At 66.2% G+C, this 22302-nt stretch carries 19 protein-coding genes; 6 read left to right on the top strand and 13 right to left on the bottom strand.

Translation table 11 applies throughout. The features are described 5' to 3' along the window. Positions 1-105: 105 nt before the first annotated feature. On the top strand, positions 106-1017 hold the full coding sequence (locus NRB20_RS30870) for an SDR family NAD(P)-dependent oxidoreductase (RefSeq protein WP_153414930.1): 912 nt from the start codon (positions 106-108) through the stop codon (positions 1015-1017). A gap of 89 nt (positions 1018-1106) precedes the next feature. Here the strand turns inward: NRB20_RS30870 and NRB20_RS30865 are convergent, their stop codons facing one another. Genes NRB20_RS30865 through rplN form a run of 4 tightly spaced genes read right to left on the bottom strand, consistent with a single transcriptional unit; the run spans position 1107 to position 2586 of the window. Then, a complete protein-coding gene (locus NRB20_RS30865; protein WP_153414929.1) occupies positions 1107-1292 on the bottom strand; it encodes a type Z 30S ribosomal protein S14 in 186 nt (61 codons plus the stop codon). Positions 1293-1296: 4 nt separating this feature from the next. Continuing rightward, complete coding sequence (rplE, locus tag NRB20_RS30860) at positions 1297-1899, bottom strand: 50S ribosomal protein L5 (protein WP_153414928.1); 603 nt, start codon at positions 1897-1899, stop codon at positions 1297-1299. 2 nt (positions 1900-1901) lie between these two features. After that, positions 1902-2216: a 50S ribosomal protein L24 gene (gene rplX, locus NRB20_RS30855; protein WP_153414927.1), complete on the bottom strand. Its 315-nt coding sequence runs from the start codon at positions 2214-2216 to the stop codon at positions 1902-1904. Between the two features lies 1 nt (position 2217). Then, the gene (gene rplN / locus NRB20_RS30850; RefSeq protein ID WP_067895247.1) at positions 2218-2586 is read right to left on the bottom strand and encodes a 50S ribosomal protein L14; all 369 of its coding nucleotides are present in this window, start codon (positions 2584-2586) and stop codon (positions 2218-2220) included. A 450-nt stretch (positions 2587-3036) separates the two neighbouring features. Between rplN and NRB20_RS30845 the strand changes: the two genes are divergently transcribed. Beyond that, the gene (locus NRB20_RS30845; RefSeq protein ID WP_319945610.1) at positions 3037-5070 is read left to right on the top strand and encodes a M13 family metallopeptidase; all 2034 of its coding nucleotides are present in this window, start codon (positions 3037-3039) and stop codon (positions 5068-5070) included. Between the two features lie 109 nt (positions 5071-5179). Next, positions 5180-5575 (top strand): hypothetical protein, encoded by a 396-nt coding sequence (locus NRB20_RS30840; RefSeq protein WP_194290068.1) that lies wholly within the window; start codon positions 5180-5182, stop codon positions 5573-5575. Positions 5576-5592: 17 nt separating this feature from the next. Here the strand turns inward: NRB20_RS30840 and NRB20_RS30835 are convergent, their stop codons facing one another. Genes NRB20_RS30835 through NRB20_RS30825 form a run of 3 tightly spaced genes read right to left on the bottom strand, consistent with a single transcriptional unit; the run spans position 5593 to position 11939 of the window. Continuing rightward, complete coding sequence (locus NRB20_RS30835; protein ID WP_227834034.1) at positions 5593-5991, bottom strand: hypothetical protein; 399 nt, start codon at positions 5989-5991, stop codon at positions 5593-5595. Between the two features lie 54 nt (positions 5992-6045). Then, a complete protein-coding gene (locus NRB20_RS30830; protein WP_153414925.1) occupies positions 6046-6843 on the bottom strand; it encodes an immunity 49 family protein in 798 nt (265 codons plus the stop codon). Between the two features lie 59 nt (positions 6844-6902). Beyond that, on the bottom strand, positions 6903-11939 hold the full coding sequence (locus NRB20_RS30825; RefSeq protein ID WP_153414924.1) for a WXG100-like domain-containing protein: 5037 nt from the start codon (positions 11937-11939) through the stop codon (positions 6903-6905). Between the two features lie 241 nt (positions 11940-12180). Here NRB20_RS30825 and NRB20_RS30820 point away from each other — a divergent pair, with 241 nt between their 5' ends. Together NRB20_RS30820 and NRB20_RS30815 are read left to right on the top strand one after the other, a co-directional pair. Next, entirely contained in the window at positions 12181-12489 is a 309-nt protein-coding gene (locus NRB20_RS30820) for a WXG100 family type VII secretion target (protein WP_153414923.1), read from the top strand. 17 nt (positions 12490-12506) lie between these two features. Next, positions 12507-13151 carry a YbaB/EbfC family nucleoid-associated protein gene (locus NRB20_RS30815; RefSeq protein WP_227834033.1) on the top strand — a complete coding sequence of 215 codons (645 nt, stop codon included), beginning with the start codon at positions 12507-12509 and terminating at the stop codon, positions 13149-13151. Positions 13152-13164: 13 nt separating this feature from the next. Here NRB20_RS30815 and NRB20_RS30810 read toward each other — a convergent pair whose 3' ends face one another. Then, on the bottom strand, positions 13165-15276 hold the full coding sequence (locus NRB20_RS30810) for an amylo-alpha-1,6-glucosidase (protein WP_153414922.1): 2112 nt from the start codon (positions 15274-15276) through the stop codon (positions 13165-13167). Between the two features lie 314 nt (positions 15277-15590). On the opposite strand from NRB20_RS30810, the gene NRB20_RS30805 reads away from it, so the two are divergent. Further along, on the top strand, positions 15591-16289 hold the full coding sequence (locus NRB20_RS30805; RefSeq protein ID WP_153414921.1) for a siderophore-interacting protein: 699 nt from the start codon (positions 15591-15593) through the stop codon (positions 16287-16289). On the opposite strand, the gene secA2 is transcribed toward NRB20_RS30805, so the two are convergent. The 5 genes from secA2 to NRB20_RS30780 all read right to left on the bottom strand — a co-directional run bounded on the left by secA2 (position 16290) and on the right by NRB20_RS30780 (position 22165). Beyond that, positions 16290-18647, bottom strand: a complete 2358-nt coding sequence (gene secA2, locus NRB20_RS30800; protein ID WP_319945609.1) for an accessory Sec system translocase SecA2 — start codon at positions 18645-18647, stop codon at positions 16290-16292. It abuts the gene before it with no gap. A gap of 208 nt (positions 18648-18855) precedes the next feature. Then, positions 18856-19509, bottom strand: a complete 654-nt coding sequence (locus NRB20_RS30795; protein ID WP_153414919.1) for a helix-turn-helix domain-containing protein — start codon at positions 19507-19509, stop codon at positions 18856-18858. 5 nt (positions 19510-19514) lie between these two features. Further along, positions 19515-19961: a VOC family protein gene (locus NRB20_RS30790; protein ID WP_153414918.1), complete on the bottom strand. Its 447-nt coding sequence runs from the start codon at positions 19959-19961 to the stop codon at positions 19515-19517. A 126-nt stretch (positions 19962-20087) separates the two neighbouring features. After that, positions 20088-20864, bottom strand: coding sequence for a D-glutamate cyclase family protein (locus NRB20_RS30785; protein WP_319945608.1), 777 nt, complete (start codon positions 20862-20864; stop codon positions 20088-20090). Continuing rightward, complete coding sequence (locus tag NRB20_RS30780; protein WP_153414917.1) at positions 20861-22165, bottom strand: MFS transporter; 1305 nt, start codon at positions 22163-22165, stop codon at positions 20861-20863. Before NRB20_RS30780 ends, NRB20_RS30785 begins: the two co-directional genes overlap by 4 nt. Positions 22166-22302 lie beyond the last annotated feature (137 nt).

Raw genomic sequence — 22302 nt, 5'->3', positions numbered from 1 at the left:
ATTACAGACCGACGGTCTATTGACAACAGACCATCGGTCTCTTACGGTCGAGACAACAAGAGACCGGCGGTCTGTAATGCCGGACGAATCACGAATGGAGATCCCATGAACAAGTGGTCCGAGAGCGACATTCCCGCGCAGAACGACCGGATCGCGGTCGTCACCGGCGCGAATACCGGCCTGGGTTTCGAGACCGCGCGCGCCTTGGCCGCCCACGGCGCGTCCGTGGTGCTGGCCGTGCGAGATGTGGAGAAGGGCAAGCAGGCCGCCGCCCGCATCGCCGACGTCGCGCCCGGCGCGCGGGTGAGCGTGCAGCAACTGGACCTGACATCGCTGGAATCCATCAGCACCGCGGCGAAGGAACTGCACGCCACGCATCCGAAGATCGATCTGCTGATCAACAACGCCGGCGTCATGCACACACCGCACCAGACCACGAAGGACGGATTCGAGCTGCAATTCGGCACCAACCACCTCGGCCATTTCGCCCTGACCGGCCGACTCCTGGACATGATGCTGCCGACACCCGGCTCGCGCGTCGTGACGGTCAGCAGCAACGGCCACCGCATCCGTGCCGCGATCCACTTCGACGATCTGCAGTGGGAGCGTTCCTACAGCCGCATCGAGGCGTACGGCCAGGCCAAACTCGCCAACCTGATGTTCACCTACGAACTCCAGCGCCGCCTCGCCCGAAACGGCGAAACCATCGCTGCCGCAGCACATCCCGGCGGCGCCAACACCGACCTCATGCGCAACCTCCCCGCACCCCTGCGCTTCCTCACGCCCATCGTGGTCCCCCTGATCACCCAGAGCGCCGCGATGGGCGCCCTCCCCACCCTCCGCGCCGCCACCGACCCCGGAGTACTCGGCGGCCAGTACTACGGCCCCGAGGGCCTCTTCCAAAACCAGGGCCACCCCCGCCTCGTCGCCTCCAGCCCCCAATCCCACGACCTCGAAACCCAGCAGCGCCTGTGGACCGTCTCCGAGGAACTGACCGGAGTGAGCTTCCCGGTGTGACCCGCACCGATCCATCCGACCGCAGACACGAAAAGCCCGCGGGCAGTCCATCTTTCAGGACGCCCGCGGGCTTCTCGCGGTGCAGCTACTTACCAGCTGGACTTGTGCACGCCCGGCAGCTCACCCCGGTGCGCCATCTCGCGCAGGCACACGCGGCACAGGCCGAACTTGCGGTAGACCGCGTGCGGACGACCGCAACGCTGGCAGCGGGTGTAGGCACGCACGGCGAACTTCGGCTTCGCGGCCGCCTTGATCTTCAGAGCTTTCTTAGCCATGTGCTCAGTTCTCCTTGAACGGGAAGCCGAGGTGCTTGAGCAGCGCGCGACCCTCGTCGTTGTTGGTCGCGGTGGTCACCACGGTGATGTCCATACCACGGGGCCGATCGATGCTGTCCACGTCGATCTCGTGGAACATCGACTGCTCGCTGAGGCCGAAGGTGTAGTTGCCGTGGCCGTCGAACTGCTTCGGCGACAGACCGCGGAAGTCCCGGATACGGGGCAGCGCGATCGAGACCAGCCGGTCCAGGAACTCCCACATCCGGTCGCCGCGCAGGGTGACCTTCGCGCCGATCGGCATGCCCTCACGCAGCTTGAACTGCGCGATCGACTTGGTGGCCTTGCGGATCTCGGGCTTCTGACCGGTGATCAGAGTCAAGTCGGCGACCGCGCCGTTGATCAGCTTCGCGTCACGGGCGGCGTCACCGACACCCATGTTCACCACGACCTTGACCACGCCGGGGATCTGCATGACGTTGGCGTAGCCGAATTCCTTGTTCAGCTCGTCCCGGATCTCCTCGCGGTACCTGACCTTGAGGCGGGGCTGAATCTTGGGGGCGGAGCTTGCGGAGCCCCCCGAAGATGCTGTGTCGGTGGTGGTCGTCATTTTCAGATGTCCTTCCCGTTGCGACGGGAGATGCGCACCCGCTTGCCGTTCTCGTCGGTGCGGTAGCCCACGCGGGTCGGCTTGCCGTCGGAGTCGACGACCATCACGTTCGAGACGTGGATGGGCGCTTCCTGGGTAACGATGCCGCCGGAGCTGGCGCCACGCTGGTTCGCGGAGTTCGCGACGTGCTTCTTGATCCGGTTCACGCCCTCGACCAGGACCTTCTCGGTCGCCGGGAAGGCCTGGATGACCTTGCCCTTGGCGCCCTTGTCCTTACCCGAGACGACGATCACGGTGTCGCCCTTGTGCACCTTCATGTCAGAGCACCTCCGGGGCCAACGAGACGATCTTCATGAACTTCTTCTCACGCAGCTCGCGGCCGACGGGGCCGAAGATGCGGGTGCCGCGCGGATCGTTGTCCGCCTTGATCAGCACCGCGGCGTTCTCGTCGAAACGGATGTACGAGCCATCCGGACGACGACGCTCCTTGACGGTGCGCACGATGACGGCCTTGACGACCTCACCCTTCTTGACGTTGCCGCCGGGGATGGCGTCCTTCACGGTGGCGACGATCACGTCGCCGATACCGGCATAGCGACGCGACGAACCGCCGAGCACGCGGATGCACAAGATCTCCTTGGCACCCGTGTTGTCGGCGACGCGCAGTCGCGACTCCTGCTGAATCACTTCAGCTCCTCCTAGACCTGGACGAAATGCACGCCGGATTGCCGACCCGACGGGCATGGTCAGTTGCCCCTCAGCTGAGCCTTGTGGCCCGCTCCGCAAGCTACGCGGGGCAGCGCCTGCCAGCGGTTATCGAGGATCCGAGGATCAACCACTGTGGGTTCGCGGCCGAAGTGCGGGCACAGCTGTCCCGCAAGCAACCGGACCAGTGTAGCCAAGCCGCAGGTAGAGCCCAAATCCGGGCCCGCTGGAAAATACGACCTCTGAACTTGTCGGTACCCCTGGGTACGCTGGCAGTAATCACGATCGAAGGGGGATTCGATGGGCAACCGTCAAGCGGCCACTGATCAGGGGCGTCGTCGTTCTTCAGCCGTTCTCAGCAGGCTCCAGTAGCCTCGGTCGCGCTACGACCCACGTCCGCCACACCACAAGCAGTCGGGGAAGGATTTTCCTGTGAGTTCGTCGCGTCGTCCAGTTCAGCTGGATCGCCGTTCGTTCCTGGTCGCGCTCGGAGCCGTGCCGGTCGCGGCGACGCTGGCCTCGTGCAATGCCGACGATTCGGTCTCGAAGCCGCCCGCCGGGCCGGATCTGTCGGGCGTGGATCAGGCCGTGCGCCCGCAGGACGATCTGTTCCGGCACGTCAACGGCACCTGGTTGCGCACCTATCAGCTGCCGCCGGACAAGTCGGAGTTCGGCACCTTCACCGAGGTGTCCGACCGGGTCGAGGGGCAGCTGAAAGAGGTCATCGCCGGGATCAAGGATCCGAAGGACGGCACACCCGAGCAGCAGATCCGCGATCTGTACGACGCGCGGATGGACGAGGCCACCCTCGACAAGCTGGGCCTGACCCCGCTGGCCGGCTTGTTCGCCAAGATCGACGGCGCGGCGACCAAACCCGATCTGGCCAAGGTGATGGGCGCGCTGCCGCTGGGCGGGCTGATCGGGCTCGGCATCTCGGTCGATCAGAAGCATTCCACCGCCTACCTGCCCTCGATCGGCCAGTCCGGCCTGGGCATGAGCGAGCAGTACTACAGCAAGCCCCAGTTCGCGCAGTATCTCGCGGCCTATTCGACGCTGATGCAGAAGCTGGCCACCGGCGGCGGTCTGGCCGATCCGAACGGCGCGGCGCAGCGGGTGGTCGATCTGGAGAAGCAGATCGCCGCGGCCTTCTGGAACAACGTGCAGACCCGCGACAGCGATGCCACCTACAACCTGAAATCCTGGGACGAGGTCAAGGCGCTGGCTCCCGAATTCGATTGGGAGCCTTGGCTTTCCGGCAGCACCAGCCGCCCGAAGACGCTGTTCGCGAAGATCGTGGTGGCCGAACCGTCCTATGTCACCGCGGCCGGGCAGCTCTGGGCGGCCACCGATATCGCGATCTGGCGCGACTATCTGAAGCTGGCCCTGCTGCGCAGCTACGCCAAGTACCTGACCAAGGCGCTCTCGGATGCCAATTTCGAGTACGTGAAGGTCACCGCGGGTGTGCAGCAGCGTCCCGAACTGTGGAAATCCGCGGTCGGCGTGGTCGACGCCAACCTGGGCGAGATGCTCGGAAAGCTGTACGTGGCCAAGTACTTCCCCGCCGAGGCCAAGGACCGCGCGAAGCAACTGGTGGACAATCTGCTCGCCGCCTACCGGCAGAATTTCCAGAATTCGAGCTGGATGTCACCGCCCACACGCGATGCCGCCATCGCCAAACTGGGCAAGATCACCGTCAAGATCGGCTACCCCGACAAGTGGGTCGACTACTCGAAGGTGAAGGTCACCCGCGGCAAACTCGTCGAATCCCTGCTCGCCATCACGGCTTTCGAGTCCGATCGCGCGATGAACAAGCTCGGCACCCCGGTCGACAAGACCGAATGGGGTATGACCCCGCAGACCGTCAATGCCTACTACGACGTGACCTCCAACTCGATCAACTTCCCCGCCGCCATCCTGCAGGCCCCGTTCTTCGACAAGAATGCCGAGGCCGCGGTGAACTACGGCGCGATCGGCGCGGTCATCGGCCACGAGATCGGCCACGGCTTCGACGACCAGGGATCCAAATACGACGGCGACGGCAACCGCAAGGACTGGTGGAGCCCGCAGGACCGCGCGGCCTTCGAAGCCAAGACCAAGCAGCTCATCACCCAGTACGACGCACTGGTCCCCGAGGGCCTGCCACCGACCGACCACGTCAACGGCGCGCTCACCGTCGGGGAGAACCTCGCCGACCTGCGCGGCCTGATGATCTCGCTGTCCGCCTTCCGCATCGATCTCAAGACCGACACCCCCAACTACACCGATATGTTCCTGTCCTGGGGCCGCAACTGGCGCGCCAAACAGACCCCCCAGTACACCGAACAACTCCTCGCCAACGACGTCCACTCCCCCAGCGAATTCCGCTGCAACCAGGTCGTCCGCAACCTGCCGGAGTTCTACCAGACCTTCGGCATCAAGGAGACCGACAAACTCTTCCTCGCCAAGGACCAGCGCGTCAGCCTCTGAGGTCGCACACCTGGGCAGGGCGGCAGATCTCCATCGACGGATCGCGCCGCCCCGCCCGGTTACGATCGGGCCGCAGACTCGAAAACCCTTCGGAAGGAATGGCATCCAGATGAGCGAGCCGACCAACGACGCGCCCGCATCGCCGCCGCGCCTGGCCCGCGTCTACGAGGGCCGCGACCTGGACGGTCGCCCCATCATCGACCGCGACCCCATCGATCCCACACTGACCGACGCCCTGCTGACCTACCTCGAGTCCGCCCCCATCGTGCTGGCCGCCCGCAGTTTCGACGTCGACGAATTCGCCCCCGCCGACCGCGACGTCCCCCTGAACTACCGCACCGATGGCACCTGGATCTGGGCCGGTTCGGTCCCGCACTACCTCCGCAAACACGGGCTGGCCCCGGAACCGAAGCTGGTGCGGCATATCCAGGCGCGCGGTTTCGAACTCGGTCCGGTCGACGAAACCACGAAGGATCGCGCGGTCTCGGTGATAACCGGCTCTTGAAATCGGTCGCTACCGCGTCATTCGCGATCGGTTCTGGTCAGGACACCGGTCACCGAGTCGCCGGGCAGCGGATCACGCCTGGTTCGCGGCAGCTGAACCTCGACCAGCTTGCCGTCGAACAACATCCACAGGCCGAAGCAGTCGTCCTCCTCGTCCCGCACGAGCACCTGGACGGATTCGGGATTCGGCCAGGCCAGGGACTCGAGAAGCGGTAGCAGCCCGCCCCAGTTCAGCCGGTGGAACTGCACGACCCACGTATAGCATTCGCCCGCTCCCGTACCGGAACCCGAGAACACGGAATCATCGACCGGAGTGAAGCACTGCTGCCACTCGCGGGCCGGATCGGGCCGGGTCAACGGCGCCATCACCTGCTCGGCATTCCGAGCCAGCACGATCACCTCCGCGAACCTGCTCACCGTTGCCTCACCTTGTTCGACATGAAAGTGCCCCTTGCACTGGAAACCGTATGCTCACACCGGGAATTCGCCGAGCCAGCCGCGCTGTACGAGCTCCTTCGGAATATAACCGGATTCGACGTCGATCGGGAATTCTCCGTCGTAGGCGAAGCAGGTGATCGCCAACGGGCCCAAGGCAATACGCCCGGCGGTCTTCTTCGCCCGATCCTCGTCGGCGGTCCAGTACATCTTGTGCAGCTCCAACGCCTCCACCAGGGCGTCGTCGAAACCGGCGCGATCCTCGGTGAGAAATCGGTGGAAGAGATTGATCGGCTGATAGACGAGTTTCTCCAGGCGATCCTTCGGCATGAGCGTCGCGACATCGGGATAGGACGCGTTGATCGTGGCGGTCAGCTTCTCCACCACCCCGGGACGACGAAGCCAGTACGTCTGCAGGGTGTCCGCCCAGAGATAGACGAACTCATCGGTCTCACCCTCGGCCTCGCGCAGCCGCTCCACCGGAAAGTTGCAGAGCTGGGTCATCCGGTCCTGATCGCGGCAGACGATCGCCAACCAGAACGCGTTGAGCCACTGCCCGACATTGGGGAAGGTTCGCGGTCCGATCGCTGGGAGCTGCCGAATCTCGTGGTCGATACGGCATTCGACGGTGCCCTCGGTGCGACTGGTGATGGCGAACATCGCCGATCCGACCTGCATGGCGGTAACCACCGATTCCCAGGTCTTACCCAGTACCGCAGCCGGGTCGACAGTGCACTGCGCTTGCATGTACTGCATTGTTTTGGAGAACGCGGAATCGATCATTTCCGGCGAGGTCTCCAGTCTATTGATCGACTTGGCAACACTCGCCCCCATCGAGACAGCATACTGCTCAGCGTTCGGACCAGCAGTCCAATGCGTTTCAACAGTACGTGTCACGTAGTCCTCCGACCACTGATATCGAATATTTTCATGACATACCCAGCATACTCACCGTTGTTCTTCTGACCCTGCACCAGGATATAGTCGACATCGCCGTCGTTCAAGGCATCTTCCAGCGCGTCGGCCAACTCGAGTTCGTGCGGATACTCCTCACCACGCTCCCGCATTTCTTCGAGAATATCGAGGAAGTATTCGCGACGCCCCTGCGAGACCCGCAGGCCGTCACGGGTCCACCGAGCGCCGAGATCGGTGTCCACCGAACTCTTGCACTCAACGACCACGTACTTGCCGTCCGGCAGCTTGTAGACCTGATCGAACTGGTCGTTACCGTTGGCCGGCCCCTCCAACCGCTCCGGCACCGCGCCCTCGTAATGATCCGGAATGGCGTGCTCGGCGGCTACCGTCTCACCGAATTTCTCGGACTTCTCCGACATCTCCCGATGCAACGGAGAATGCTCTTCTTCGGCCTTTTGAACAGCCGTACGATTTTCGGGCGTATCCTCGCTTTTCAGCGCCTCCCGAGCGCTCTTAAGATCACGCTCCGCCTGAATGTCCTCCGAAATCGCATCATGTCTTTCGGCAGCGCTGGAATTGAGCGTCTCGAGCTTTTCTTCGGCGAGCCCTTCGGGTCCGACCGGATCATGCACCGTCGCATAATCCGGCTGCAATGGAGCGGGCGCGTCGTTCTCGGCGATCCATTTACTGGTTGCCGGGTCCTTGACCAGGTGCGGGGGCACGTATCCGGTTTCGTCCGCCACCCCTTTACTGTGCCGGACCGTGTAATTGCCGCGATCCTGATAATATCGCTTGAAATATTCTGGATCTTTGTTCGCCCGCTCGACCTGCTCCCGCATCGCCTCCTGCTGCGTCTTTTTCTCCCCGTCGGGCACACCGGGATCATCATCGCCACGAGCCATCGGCCGCCCGTCGGTCGAATCCTCACCGGTGCGCGTCGGATGCCCCTCGTGCGCCGAACCAGCACCCTCGTCCTCCGAACCCGACCGCGAACGCGCACCCGATTCACCCGCACTCGCCGCCGAATCGAACCCGGACTCCGGATGGATCACCCGAATCCTGGAATCCCCGCCGACCGCCTCGGTGACAGCCCGCGCCGACGCCTCCGTCGGCGCGACGAAGACGCTGTTGTCGGCCTGATACTTGGTGCCGTCCGGCAATTTGTTCCGCAGGGTGCCCAGCGCCGACGCCGGATCGTCCACCACACGCGTCGAGGTCGTCGCGTCGAACGTCTCGACCCCGGCCACCCGACCGTCGCGCCAGGTGACCTTGACCAGGTCGGCGGTGGTGCCGGTGATGGAATCGGTGCCATCGATGATCGCCTTGGGCACAGCCGGATTCGAGTCGTCCTGCACGTAGAACCGGGAGCCGTTCCCGGTCTTCTCGTCGTACAGCTCACCGGAGCGCCGCAACTGGTCGTTGAGGAAGTCCCGCGAGGTGGCGACCGCGGCGCTGTCGGGCTCGCCATCGATCTTGTGCGGCACCCCGTTCTCGTCGACGATGACCGGCCGATCGTCGATCGTCTGTTCCGTGAGCGGTTCGAGTAGCCGCTCGTCCGACGGGTCGATGGTCCTGCGGTTCTGCCCCGGCGCGTCGCGCATGGCGCCCGGGTCGTGGTCGAGCCCGTGTTTGGCTTCCGCGGGTGTCCCCGGGACGAAGCCGTCGTCGCCCGCGATGACGACGGTTCCGTCCGGATGGGTGGTGTGCCATTCGCCGTCCGGCGGGATGTGGGGGCGGGGGTTGCCGTTGGCGTCCTTTTCGGAGGTGCTGCTGTAGACGCGGCCGTGTTCGTCGGTCCAGGCTTTCGCGGTGGGGGCCAGGACGTCGGTGTCGAGGTGGTTGGCCAGGCGGCCTGCGAAGCCGTTCTCGGCGGCGTCGCAGCCGATCATGCGGATGGGTTTCTCGCCGTCCCAGCCGTGTTCGCGCAGCATGTCGCCGAATTCTTCGGGGGTGTAGCGGTGTTCGCCGATGCGGACGTGGCCGTCGGCGGTGACGTGAGCATCGACGGTGAAGTAGCGGTCGTCGGCGGGGACGCGGGCGGCGAGCCTGCTCAGTTCCGGATCCTGGGCGTGCAGTGAGACGCCGGCGTCGGTGGTCTCGGCGTGATCGTGGAACGCTTCCTCGACGCTCGGACGCTCGGTGGTCCCGGGCTCGTGCGGGTCGGTCGGCCCGTCTTCGTGATGTTCGTTCTCCGCCGGATCACGTTGCGGCTCTTCCTGTTTCCGATCAGCGGGTCGAGACGCGGGGTCGTCGTGATCGCCGGTGCGGGGCTCGCGCGAGGTGCCGTCCGGATCGTCTACGAGGCGATCACCCCGTTCTGAGGCCACTCCTTCTCGCGCTTGGCCCGGAGCCTGATCCGACCCGCTGCGGACCGGAAGATCACGTCCTCCGGTTGGTCCGTGCGGACGCTGTTGCTCGCCTTGTCGATCGTCAGCACCCGATCGAGATTCTCCCTCGTCTCCCCGAACTGGTACTCCACTTCGTTCGGGTCGTTGCGGGTCTGGTTGTAGTAGATCAGTAGCGCCATCGTCTCGTCCCCAAAGAGTGTCGTAACGTTCGCCCGTGCGTGGCTCCGCGACTTTCGCCCAATTGTGACTCTCGTTGGCGTGGGCGTGCGCATCCTGGTAGATCGCTCCAGGATTGTCGCGGTAGAAGTTCGATTCTGCCAACTCGTGCTCGAGCAGTACGAGGTCGGCGGGACGCGGCTCACCGGACCGCATCCGGATCCATGCCTCCGCGATATCGGGGTCGGCGTCGTAACGTCTCTGGACGATCTCACCGTCGTAGTCGCGGATCGGATGTTCCTCACGGAACAGATGGTTCTTGATCTGCTCGATGTCATCGCGGGAGAAGTACGTCCCATCCTCGCGCGGATGCTCGGCGAGGACGCCCGCGATGTCATCGACATCGCGATCACTACCGCGGAACGCGTCGTACGCGTCCTCGGCCCATTCGAACGCCATGCCCTCGTCCCGCGGCCGAATCGCGCCGCCGGTATAGGCGTAGTCCTCGTGGTCGGCGTGGTGTTGCTCATGCGACGTGTGATCGGCCGGATTCTCCGGCGACTGAGTTCCCTTGTCCCCCTCCGAATGTATCGCGTTCGGTCCGAGCACTTCGTCGTCACCGCGGGAGCGGGCGCCGGCGAGTTCGCGAGGCCGCTCCGAACCGGATTCGACTGGGCGAGAATGAGATTCGCCCGGCACGCGTTCCTCGCCCGTACTGCGGGCCCGGATCGGGGAGGACCCGGGCCGGTCACCCACGCGACCCCCGGGCCGTTCCGGACCACCGGGATGCGTGGTCCCCTCGGCCAAACCCGCCCGGGTCGCGGGTTCCGGCGGGGCAGGAGTGTCGTGGATGGTCGAAATATCGTTAGGCACAACGACTTCTGCGTTTTCGCCGGAACGCGACCCCGAGAACGGAACATCCTCGACGTGTGGAGTCTCCGAAACCGGATGATCGAACGCGGCACTGAACGGCTTGTCCGCGTGCACCGGATCCGAGGTCGGCAACTCCAAGCCCTCCCGCGTGCCGGGCGACTCCACATCGCCCGCCATCGGACGCTCGGTCGGCGGCTTGGATTCCTCTCGCGGCGTGAGGGTTTCGGGTTTGGCGGTTCGATGGGAACTCGAGCCGTCCCCGGTCGAGGCCGGACGGGTACTCGAGGCCCGCACACCCTCGCCCGCCGAACTCGTCGAACGCGCCGCGACCGGCGATTCGGGCCGGGACGTGGCGTCCGCCCGCGCTCCCGAATGGTCGGTTAAGGTTGAATTCGTTGTCTCGGAATGCAATTCGACAGTATGCGACGTGGTCGAATGCGTCTCGGTGGGTATCCCGGTCCCGGACTGCGAATCCACCGGACGTTCCCGGGTGATCATCGAATTATCCTGCGTCCGAGTCACTTCCGAGCTGTGGCTCGTCTGACTCGAATGCGTCGTCTCGGAGTGCTCGGTGACGTGCTGGCCGGGACCCGAATCCGACACCGAGGCATGATCGCCGGGCGAATAACCGGCCGGTTCGACGTGCGTCGAGCCGTCCTCCCCCGGAATCGAAACCCGCTCGGTGGGCACGGCACCCTCGTCCGAAACAGTCACCCGCGTATGCGGCGCGGTACCGTCCTCGACCGGACCGTGATGCCCGCCCAGCGATCCGTGCGCTCCCCAGAATGCCCCTGCCACCAGCGCGCTCGGATCCATCGACCATTCGCCTGTGTACGCCATGTCGGCCAGTCCGCTGGCCAGCGTCCCGGTCACGCCGCCGGTGATTCCGGACACCAGACCCCGGAACATCCCGCTGCTCAGGTTCCGCATCCACCCCTGCATGAGCCCACCGGCGAAACCACCGGTGAGGCCGCCCGCCAGGCCCACGACGGCGGTCTGTCCGACCTCACCCCAGTTGATGCCGTCCTGATGGCCGCTGAGTACCTTCGCCTCCTGATTGGCCAGATTCACCCCGGCGGGAATGGTGGCGTCCAGGACCAGATGCAGCAGCAGTCGCTTCCACTGATTTTTCAGGGTGGTCAGCAGAACGTCCTTGAGCCCGTTCTCGGCGATCTGCTTGAGCAATTGCCGCATCGCCATTCGCGCGCCGACCCTGGAAATGGCGATGGTGGCCGCCTGCTCCGCGGGCGCGGTCGGCGGAAATGCCTCCTCGGCCAGTAGCGCGGCTGCCGTTGTCAGCAGCAACGTTTCGAACTGGATCTTCCCGCCCTGAATGGAGTCGCCGGACGCCTCGGCACTGTCTCCGACGTGGTTGAACCAGGCGACCAGCTGATCGATGGCCTGCGGACCCGAGCGCATCTGCTGCAACTGCTGGATCATCGCCTCGCCACCGGAACCGTCCGGATAGGCGGCGCGCACCGCCGCGATGGCCGCGTCGATATCGCCATCGATATCCGAGAGCGATTTCGCCGCGTTGTGCCAATCGTCGGCGAGGTCCCACATCTTGAACTCGTCGCCCTCGGGCCAATCCAGCCCCAGCCAGTTGAGCAGGTACTCCAGGCCGGACGGCTTGTCCATCCCACCACCAGCTATGGCGACCACCCACCCCATCCGACGGTCCGGACTTCCCGGTGCGAAAAACTCTACCGCACTGCTTTCGTCACCGTGACATACCGCGGGCGCGATCGCAAGCCCCCAAAACCCTTGGACTATACGGCCTTTCGAATCCGGTTGCCACCGGTTCGGTGATACCGCTATCTTTGATCGGAAGACGCCATGTGCGAACGACGTTCGAGTACACCGGTCGGAGGGGCCAGCCATGGGTAAAGTTCAGGTGGATCCGGAACTGCTCCGTCAGGCCGCGGAGAAGACACGGCACGTCAGCGATCGAATCTCCAACGCGCTCACCACGTTGCAGTCCCAGGCCGACGGCCTGGGCTCGCCCTGGGGCGAGGACGTGTACGGATACAAATTCGCCGTGGAGAACGGGTATCTGGATGCGCAGACGCAGTTGCACACCATCACCGACGGGCTGGCGGGCCATTCCAGCAGCCACGCCGACGGTCAGCAGACTTCGTCGAAATACCTCACCGATACCGATGACGGCAACTCCGACGGCTTCAAATAGCCCGCAGCGGTTAGACAATGGCGAACGAATTCGCAATGGCGCAACTGGCGGATGTCAGGGCGGCTTTCCAGGATCAGATGGCGTTGATCGCCGATTTGCAGTTGCGCCGCACCCAACTCACCGCGACGGGCACCTCGCGCGGTAAGCGGGTGACCGTCACGGTGAATGCCGACGGCACCGTGATCGAAACCAAATTCAACGGCAGCATCTCCGATCTCACCAATGCCGAACTCGCCCGCGCGGTGACCACGGCGGCACAGGAGGCCGCGGCGGAATTGGCCCGCAAGAGTCGCGAACTCATGGCGCCGCTGCAGGAAATGCGCGGCCGTTTCCCGAAGGTGCACGAGATCGTCGAGGGGATGCCCGATCTGACCTCGCAGCGTCCGGTGGTGCCCGAAGTGTCGCTCGCGCCGCCGAATTCGCCGGAGCGCCGGAACACCGAGACCGCCGCCGCCCCCTTCGAACATGCGGAGCAGTTGCCCCCGCAGCGCGGCGGCGGCGTCACCGAGACCGGCTGGTCCCCGGCGAAAAGCGTTGCGCCCGAGCCCACATCGACTCCCCCGGCACCGGGACCCACGGGCGGGACATCGTCGTCGGGTTTCGTCGAGCAGGAGGAGATCGTGCACGAGCAGGGCCGCGGGGTCACCGAAACCGGGTGGTGACCCCGTCGCCCGCTCAGTGGGTGATGAGTTTCCAGTCGTCCGGCAGATTCGACGAACCCACCTGCACGCCGTCGACCACCAAGTCCAGCACCGTGCCGCCCAGGCGCAGATCGGTGAGTTCGACCCGCCCCCAGCGTTCGGGCAGATGCGGCAGCACCGTCAAAGTGCGGTGCGGCACATCGGGTTCCAGACCGAGGAACGAGCGCACCAGCAGCAGCGGGGCCGCGCTGGCCCATGCCTGCGGCGAGCAGGAGGTCGGGTACGGGACCGGGGCCGGGAATCTGGATCTCGGGAAACCACAGAACAATTCGGGCAGCCGACCCCCGAAAGCCGCTGCCGCGTCCAGCAATCCGTCCGACAGTCGGGTGGCCAGCTCGATCGCGCCGGGAATGTGCCGGTAGCGCAGCAGCCCGGCGACGGCGACCGCGGTGTCGTGCGGCCAGACCGAACCATTGTGGTAACTCATCGGATTGAACGCGCCCATATCCGAAGCCAGTGTGCGCAAACCGAATCCGCTGTCCATCTGCGGCGTGGACAGGTTCTCCACGATCCGCGCGGCATGTTCGTCGGATACGATGCCGGACCACAGGCAGTGCCCGATATTGCTGGTGAGCGCATCGACGCGCTGTTTTCTTCGGTCCAGAGCTATTGCGTACCAACCCTTTTCGGGTATCCAGAACGCCTCGGCGAATTTGCTGCGCAGTTCCGCGGCCCGATCGCGCAACCGGATCGCGAGCGCGGACTCACCGAATTCCTCGGCCAGCTCCGCCCGCGCGGTCAACGCGGCGTAGACGTACCCCTGCACCTCACACAGCGCGATCGGCGCTTCCGCCAAATGCCCTGTGCTGTCGTTGATCCCGTCGAAACTGTCCTTCCAGCCCTGATTGGCCAGGCCGCGATCGGTGGCGCGCTGATATTCGACGAAGCCGTCGCCGTCGCGATCGCCGAAACGCTCGATCCACTCCAGCGCGGCATCGGCGGCGGGCAGCAGCGCCCGCACCGCCTCGATATCCGCGCCCCAGCGCCGCACCTGCGCCAGCAACATCACGAAAAGCGGTGTGGCATCGACGGTTCCGTAATACACCTCACCGCCGAGCACCTGACCGCTGGCGGGCCCGCGCCGGATCTCGTGCATGATCCGGCCCGGTTCCTCCTCGGTCAGCGGATCCACCCGCTGGCCCTGCATCTCGGCCAGCTGCTGCATGGTGCCCAGTGCCAGGCCGACGTCCAGCGGCAGCGCCATCCACGCCGTGAGCAGGCTGTCCCGGCCGAACAGCGTCATGAACCAGGGCGCGCCCGCGGCGACGAAGGTGCGGCCCTCGCGGGTGTCGTCGTGGATGCGCAGCGCGCCAAGATCGCTCTCGGTGCGTTGCAGTACCGCGGTGAGCAGCGGATCGCCCGAGGTGAGTTTGGTCGCGGTATCGCGCCACGCCTCGATCTTGCGGCCGGGTTCGCTGGCCCCGTAGTGCTCGCCCGGACGCACCGGCACCCGGGCCCGCTGATTGGCCATGGTCGGCTGGGCCAGGATCTCGGTCCGCCAGCGCCCGCCGGGCGGCACCACCACCCGCCAGGACAGCGAACCGGGCAGCACCTGCGGCAGTTCCGAGGAGGTGACCGCCAGGCCCCGGGCCCGATCGGAGCGGTCGGTGAACAGCAGTTCGTTGTCGGTGACCAGGACCTCCGCGCGACCGTGACCCCCGCGCCCCTCCTTGACCGCGAACAGATCCACGAAATCGCCCTCGGCGTGCAGCTCGAGGACCACGGCGGTGGGTTCGCGGCCGAGATTCTCCAAGGTGACCGTCTCGCGCAGGCCGTCGGCGACCAGGCGATCACGCACCACGAGCAGGGTGCTGTCGGCCGCACCGGGGCGCGGCGGGCGGCGCAGCACGAATCGCGCGGTGAACGCCTCCGGGCTGAGCACCGACAGCGGTTCGGGCCGATGCCCGTCCACCCGCAGCTCCCAGCGCGACACCACCCGCGCGTCGCGATAGAACAGCCCGTGCGAGGTACCGAGTTCGACATCGCCGACGCGGTCGGACAGACAGAATGTGCTGCCCTCCACCAGCGTTATCGCACCCCCCGCCCCACCGAGCGTGGCCGGTTCTCCGGCGTTGAGCGGGGTCATCCGCGCGGACCCGTCGCCATGCGCGGTGATCTCGTCACCGGCTCGTACCCCATTGCCTCGATCGTCACCATTCCGAACGGTTCCTCCCATTGCACCGGGAACAGCTGGGCATCGTGCTTCGGACAATCAGCTCCGGCGGGCCATATCGGACCAGGTGGTCGCGCTGCGGCCGGACCGGCTCAGGTGATCAAGCGTAGCGGTTCGCGGCGGCGCGGATACGTCGATCCTCGACACCTGCGCCCGGCTCGCGCGTGGGCGGTGGACCGGCAAATCAAGGGCGTGACTCCGAGATATGGTTTGGCTAACCTAATGCCATGGGAAAAGGGTTCAACGGATTCGTCCTCAAGGCACTGCGGGCCGACGACTACCGGCTCACCGTCACCGGCACGCGGCAGATCAGTGACCACTATCTGCGGCTGAGCTTCACCGGGGGCGGCCTGCTGGCCGCGCATCCGGTGCATCCGACCCAGTGGATCCGCATCTGGTTCCCCGACGGCGGCGAGAATCTGGTGCAGCGCGGATACACGCTGGTCGATCCGGATCCCGCGGGCGACGCGTTCGATATCGAATTCGCGTTGCACGCGGGCCCGGCCTCGCAGTGGGCGCGCGACGCCGCGGTGGGGGATGTCGTCGACGCGACCGTGATGGGCTCGAAATTCGCTGTCCCCCAGCCTGTTCCGCCGGAATTCGTGATCTTCGGCGATACCGCCTCGCTGCCCGCGATCAACTCGCTGCTCGAGGCCATCGGCGAGACACCCGCCCGGGTCTGGCTCGAATGGCAGCACGAATCCGATCGCGAGCTGCCCGTGCGCACCGGACCGAAGACCGAGGTGAGCTGGGTCGAGCGGGCGGGCGACGGGCAGGCGCTGCGTCAGGTCGCCGAATCGCTGACCTGCGCACCCGACGCGTTCGGCTGGGCGGCCTGCGATGCGGCGACGACGCGGGCGATCCTCAAGGCGTTGAAATCCCGTCTGCCCAAGGAGAATGTCGCCGGGCGCGCGTACTGGAAGTAGTCAGTCCCGCAGCCCCAGTTTCACCGCGCCCTGGCGCACCTTGCCGCCCACGTACTCCGCGAGGCGCTCGCCGTGGGTGCCGAACGGGTTGTCGTTGATCAGATACGTCCAGGTGGACGACGGCCCCTGGGCGCCGATCGCCTCGAGATCCACCCCGTCGGCGGTGATCTCGGCGCGCTCGAAGGTGTCCGCGGCCCGGTCGTACACCGTGGTCAGGAAGGTGCCGAACTCCTCGACGGCGATGCGGTGGAATTCGTCGATCGGCGTTTCTCGGCCCAGAGCGCGCAGGTGGATGCCCTCGCGCACGTCGGCCAGATAGGACATGTGCTCACTCCAGCGCCGATCGAGCTGATGCAGCACGATCAGCCGGGCGGCCTCGGCCGTGACGGCCTCGCCCGCCTCGGCCTCGCAACTCTCGTAGTGCTCGGCGCACATGTACCGCATTCGCTTGGCGGCCAGATCGTTTCGCAACACGTCGTCGCGATGCTGGAGCACATTGTCGCGCTGGATGGTGATCAACTGGTGGTAGCGCCAGGTGTTGCGGTGCATCGCCAGATGTTCGCCCTCCGCGACCCGCTGGGCGTGATCCATGGACCGCTGCGCCTCGGTGTCGTGCACGCGGCCGTCCTCGTCGACCTTGCGGGCCTGCACCGGGCGGACCCGATCTACCAGCACCTGATCCTCGAGGCTGGTGAAGAACACCGAACTGCCCGGATCGCCCTGCCGACCGGCCCGGCCGCGCAGCTGATCGTCCAGCCGCCCGGTGTGGTAGCGGCCCGCGCCGACCACGCACAGGCCACCGAGTTCGGTGACGCGGCCGTCGTCCTCGCCGTCGGTCGAGCCCAGCCGGATGTCGGTGCCGCGACCGGCCATCTGGGTCGAGATCGTCACGCGGCCGAATTCGCCCGCGCGCGCGATGATTCCGGCCTCCTCGGCATCGTTCTTGGCATTGAGCACGACCCCGCCGATCTCGGCCTCGACCAGGGTGCGCGCGATCCGCTCGGATTCGGCCACGCTCGCGGTGCCCAACAGCACCGGGCGACCCTCCTCGTGCACCGTGCGCACGTATTCGACGATGGCGTCGAATTTGGCGTCCTCGGTGAGGTAGAGGCGATCGGGTTCGTCGGTGCGCACGCAGGGCACATTGGTGGGGATCGCGCCGGTTTCCAGCCGATAGAACTCCGCGAGCTGATCGGCCACCGCGACGGCCGTACCGCTCATCCCGCAGACGGTGCGGTAACGACCGATCAACGCCTGCACCAGAATCGAATCCAGGATCGTGCCGGTCGGCGTGGTGTCCAGGCCCTCCTTGGCCTCGACCGCGGCGTGCAGTCCGTCGGGCCAGCGTTGCAGGCGCGCGACGCGGCCGCGGGCGGCGTTGATCAACTCGACCCGGCCGTCGCGGACGAGGTAGTCCACATCGCGGTGCAGCAGCGCGTGCGCGTGCAGGGCGAGTTGGATGCGGGTCAGTTGATCGGCCTGTTCGACGGTGTAGAGGTCGACGCCGCCGAGCAACTCCTGGACGTGGTCGATACCGGTGTCGGTGAGGAAGACGTTGCGGCGATCGCCGTCGACCTCGTAGTGCACCGATTCGGCCAGGTCGCGCACCAGATGTGCGACGTCGACGTCGTCGTGGCCGTGGTCGATCGCGCCCGCGAGCACCAGCGGCACGGTGGCCTCGTCGATCATCACCGAATCGGCCTCGTCGACGATGACCACGTCCGGCTCGGGCAGCAGGATCTCGTCGGGGTCGGTGCGCATCCGGTCGCGCAGGACGTCGAAGCCGACCTCGCTGACCGGTACGTAGGTGACATCGCAGGCGTATGCCTCGCGGCGCTGTTCCGGCTCGGTGTGCTGATCCACGAAACCGACGCGCACGCCCAGCAGCTCGTACAGCTCACCCATCCATTCCGCGTCGCGGCGGGCCAGATAGTCGTTCACCGAGACCACGTGCACCCGGCGGCCGCGCAGCGCGAATCCGGCCGCGGCCAGCGCGCCGACCAGTGTCTTGCCCTCGCCGGTGGCCATTTCCACGACATAACCGCGCAGCAGCCCGACCACACCGAGCAACTGGGTGTCGAACGGGCGCTCGTCCAGCGCCCGGCGCGCGGCCTCGCGCCCGAGCGCACAGATCCGCGCGAGCTCATCGGCCTCGAACGGCCGATCCGGCTCTGCCCGCACCTGCTCGGCCGCCTCGATCAAGCCCTCCGGCGACAATTCCCGGAACTCGTCCTCGAACTCCCCCGCCGCATCGACCACCGGCCGATACCGCAGCAGATCCGCACTACCGGGCCGCTCGATGATCCGCCGCACCCGATCACCGATCCCCCGGAACCACCCACCACCGCGCTCGCCCACCGCCCATACCTCCGTAGTCTCGTCCCCGCCCGATCGACAGTACTCACACCCACCGACAACCGGCCGCGGACGCATAGGTTCGGTACCCCCTGGATCGCGTCCGGAGGCGGCCGTCGGCACCTCAGCTGGTCGCGGAGCAAGCCGAGCAGAATTGCTATCCGGCACGCGATCAGGGTTGGTTCGCTGTTCTGTGCGGAGAGAAGGGGTTTCAGTCGCCGGGTTTGGGGCGTGGGGTTCGGGGGTTGCCCGCGAGGGCTACGGTGCGCAGGAAGGTTACAGGGGTGGGGGCGGGGTTGTGGTAGCTGTAGGGGCGGTCGCTGCGGAGGCGGGCGGATTCGCCTGCGGCCATGGTCACTTCGGCGCCGTCGGCGCGGACGGTGAGGTGGCCCTGGGTGATGTGGAAGAGTTCGAAGGAGCCGGGCGGGTCGGGCAGGCCGCGGTAGGTGTCGCCGGGGGCCAGGATCCAGGACCAGAGGTCGGCCGTGCGGACGCCGGTAGTGGAGACCAGCAGGTGGGCCGAGCTACCCGCGGGGGAGGTCCAGACCAGCGAATACCTTTCCGGCGGAACGCGTTCCACAGCACTCTCGGCGGGACCGGCGTCGCCGATCAGTTCGGTGAATTCGGTGCCGAGGCTGCGGGCGATGCGGGTCACGGCCACCAGGCTGGGGTTCGCCTGGCCGTGTTCGATCTGGGTGAGCAGGCGGCGGCTGACGCCGGACAGATCGGCCAGGTGCTGCACGGTCAGACCGCGCTCGATCCGAGTGCCGCGGATGCGCTCACCGACCCGGAGCAGGAAGTCGCGGGCGAGCACACCGTCGCCGGTGGTGTCGTCCCCGCCCGCGACCTCGTCGATGTCGGCCATCGGACTCAGACGGCGAACAGCTGGTCGATATTGCGGAACGCCTTGAACTCCAACGCGTTTCCGGACGGATCCAGGAAGAACATGGTCCACTGCTCCCCCGGCTCACCCTTGAACCGCACATAGGGCTCGATGACGAACTTCGTGTCGACCGCGCGTAGCCGATCGGCGAGCTCCCCGAATTCCTCCACCGAGAGCACGAGACCGAAGTGCGGCACCGGAACCTGATGTCCGTCAACGGGATTGGTGCCGCGCACGGCCGCATCGGGATCGCCGCCGACCTCGTGGGTGACGACCTGGTGGCCGCGCACGTTCCAGTCGGTCCACTTCTCGTCGGAGCGGCCGCGCGGGAAGCCCAGGACGTTGCCGTAGAACTCGCGGGCGGCCTCGATGTCCACGACCGGGATCGCGAGATGGAAGGGGGGCAGGGTGTTGGTTTCCTCGACAGCGGTCATAGTGTGCAGTTTAGTTCTCTCTACATGCGCAGTCAAATGCTCACCACTGGATTTGCGCTGGTCCGATGCCATAGTTGATCCGTCAATGTGACCACGACAGGGTCGACATGTTCGATCGGATGGATGTCACGACGCGACCACCGTGTCCAGGACGAGCATGTGCCCCGGATAGTGCGTCGCCGCGTACGCCAGCCCGGCCCCGGCGAGCGCGAGTTGCGGTGTGACACCGCAATTCCAGAACACCGGCGTCCGATTCGGCGCGATGCCGGGGAACACCCCGAAATCGGGCGAGGCGAGGTCGGTCAGGCCGATCGCGGCCGGATCGCCGACGTGCACCGGCGCGCCGTGTCCGGTGGGCAGTGCCGCGGTGACCTCGATCGCGGTATCGATCAGCGCGTTGTCGACGGGGCGCATACTGACCGCCACGGGACCGTCGAACCGTGTCGAACCGACGGTCGTGCGGCTGGTGATATACACCGGCGGCGCGGTGACCGCGACGGGGATACCCACGCGCCGCAACGGCCCGTCCAGCGTATGGCTGCAACCGAGCGCGAAGGCCACCGAATCCGTACGCCACCAAGGGGTCAGATCCGACGGCTCGTCGGCGAGTTCGCCGTTCTCCCACACCCGATAGCGCGGCACCATGGTCCGCACGTCGACGGTGCAGCCGTCGTAGGTGAGCTCCGGATCACCCGGTTCGGACGCGGCCAGCAGCGGGCACACCGACGGATTGGCCGCGCAGTATTCGGCGAATTCCGTTGCGGCCGAGGCGGGTACGACGACAAGGTTCGCCTGCTGATATCCGTCCAGGATGCCCGCGGTCGGGCCGGTCCAGATGCCGTCGGCGATGGACCGGCGCAACCGCGCGGGACTCTCGGGAACCACGGGCGCCGAATTCGTCACTGCGCCTTCCCTTTCGACGAGTCGCGAACGCTCACCAGCGCGATCAGCGCGAGCACCACCGCGATGATGAGCAGGAAACCGGGAGTCAGCAGGCTGCCGGCGCGATCGATCAGATACGTCGCCAGATACGGCGTCAGACCGCCGCCCACGATCGTGCCGATATTGAACGACAGCGACAGGCCGGTGTACCGCACCCGGGTCGGGAACTGTTCGGCGTAGGTCGGATAGGTGACGGACTGCACGATCGGCATCGGCAGCGCCAACACCACCATCGCGCCCACGGCCAGCGCGAAACTGCCCTGATCCATCGCGATCATGGTGGGCAGCACCAGGATCGCGTAACCGAGGAAGCCGATCGCGATGACGCGTTTGCGGCCGACCCGATCGGACAGCGCGCCGAAGATCGGCATCAGCACCGCGACGAACAGGTTGATCGCGCCCATGATCCAGAACGTGTTCGACTTGGAATACCCCAGGTACGTGGTCAGGTAGATGTTCATGAAGACCAGGCCGACCCAGTAACCGGTATTCGAGCCGATCGACAGGAAGATGACCCGCACCAGCGCACCGGTGTGCTCGGTGATCGCCTCGCGCAGTGGCGCTTTGGCAGGATTCCCGGATTCGGCGACGAAGGCGTGCGAGTCCTCCAGTTTGCGCCGCGCGAGCAGGGTCACCGCGATCAGCGGCAGCGCGAGCACGAAGGGAATTCGCCAGCCGAACTCGCGCAACTGGTCCTCGGTGAGCAGCGTCGAGGTGAGTCCGGCCACCAATGCCGCTGCGCCACCGCCGATGGCGACGCCGACCGGGGTGAAGGCGCCGAAGAAGCCGCGGCGTCCGGCGGGCGCGGACTCGGAAAGGTAAGTGGCCGAACCGGTTACCTCACCTCCCGCGAAGAAGCCCTGCGCCAGACGCACGATCAGCAGTGCGAGCGGCGCGAAGATGCCGATGCTCGCGGCGGTCGGCAGCAGGCCCACGATGGCCGTCGCCGAGCCCATCCCCACGACCGTGGTGATCAGCACGGGTTTGCGGCCGATCCGATCGCCCAAGCGCCCCAGCACTATTCCGCCCAGCGGACGCATCAGGAAGGCGCTGCCGAAGACCGCCAGCGTGGACAGCAGCGAGGCCGTCGGATTGTCACTGGGAAAGAATCGCGGGCCGATGATGACCGCGAGATAGCCGTAGACGCCGAATTCGTAGTATTCGACCGCGGTCCCGGCGGTGGCCGCGAGCGCGGCTCGCCTGGGGTGCAAGCGATTCGGGGTCCGCGCGTCCGGCGGTGCGGCGGCGACTGAGGTGGTCATGGTAGCTTCTCCGTGGATAGTGGTGATGTCGAGAGGCGCACCGTGGTCGAGTGTCCGGGGCAGGATGCGTTCGCCACGTTGCCGATTGACGTGTGAGGTCTTCGCCGGGCCCGTGGTCGGGCGGCGAGGGGGCTCCT

This window comes from Nocardia macrotermitis (assembly GCF_009604405.1).
Lineage (GTDB): Bacteria > Actinomycetota > Actinomycetes > Mycobacteriales > Mycobacteriaceae > Nocardia > Nocardia macrotermitis.
Note: the sequence above shows the minus strand (reverse complement) of the source record. Positions and strands in the feature narration are given on the sequence as shown.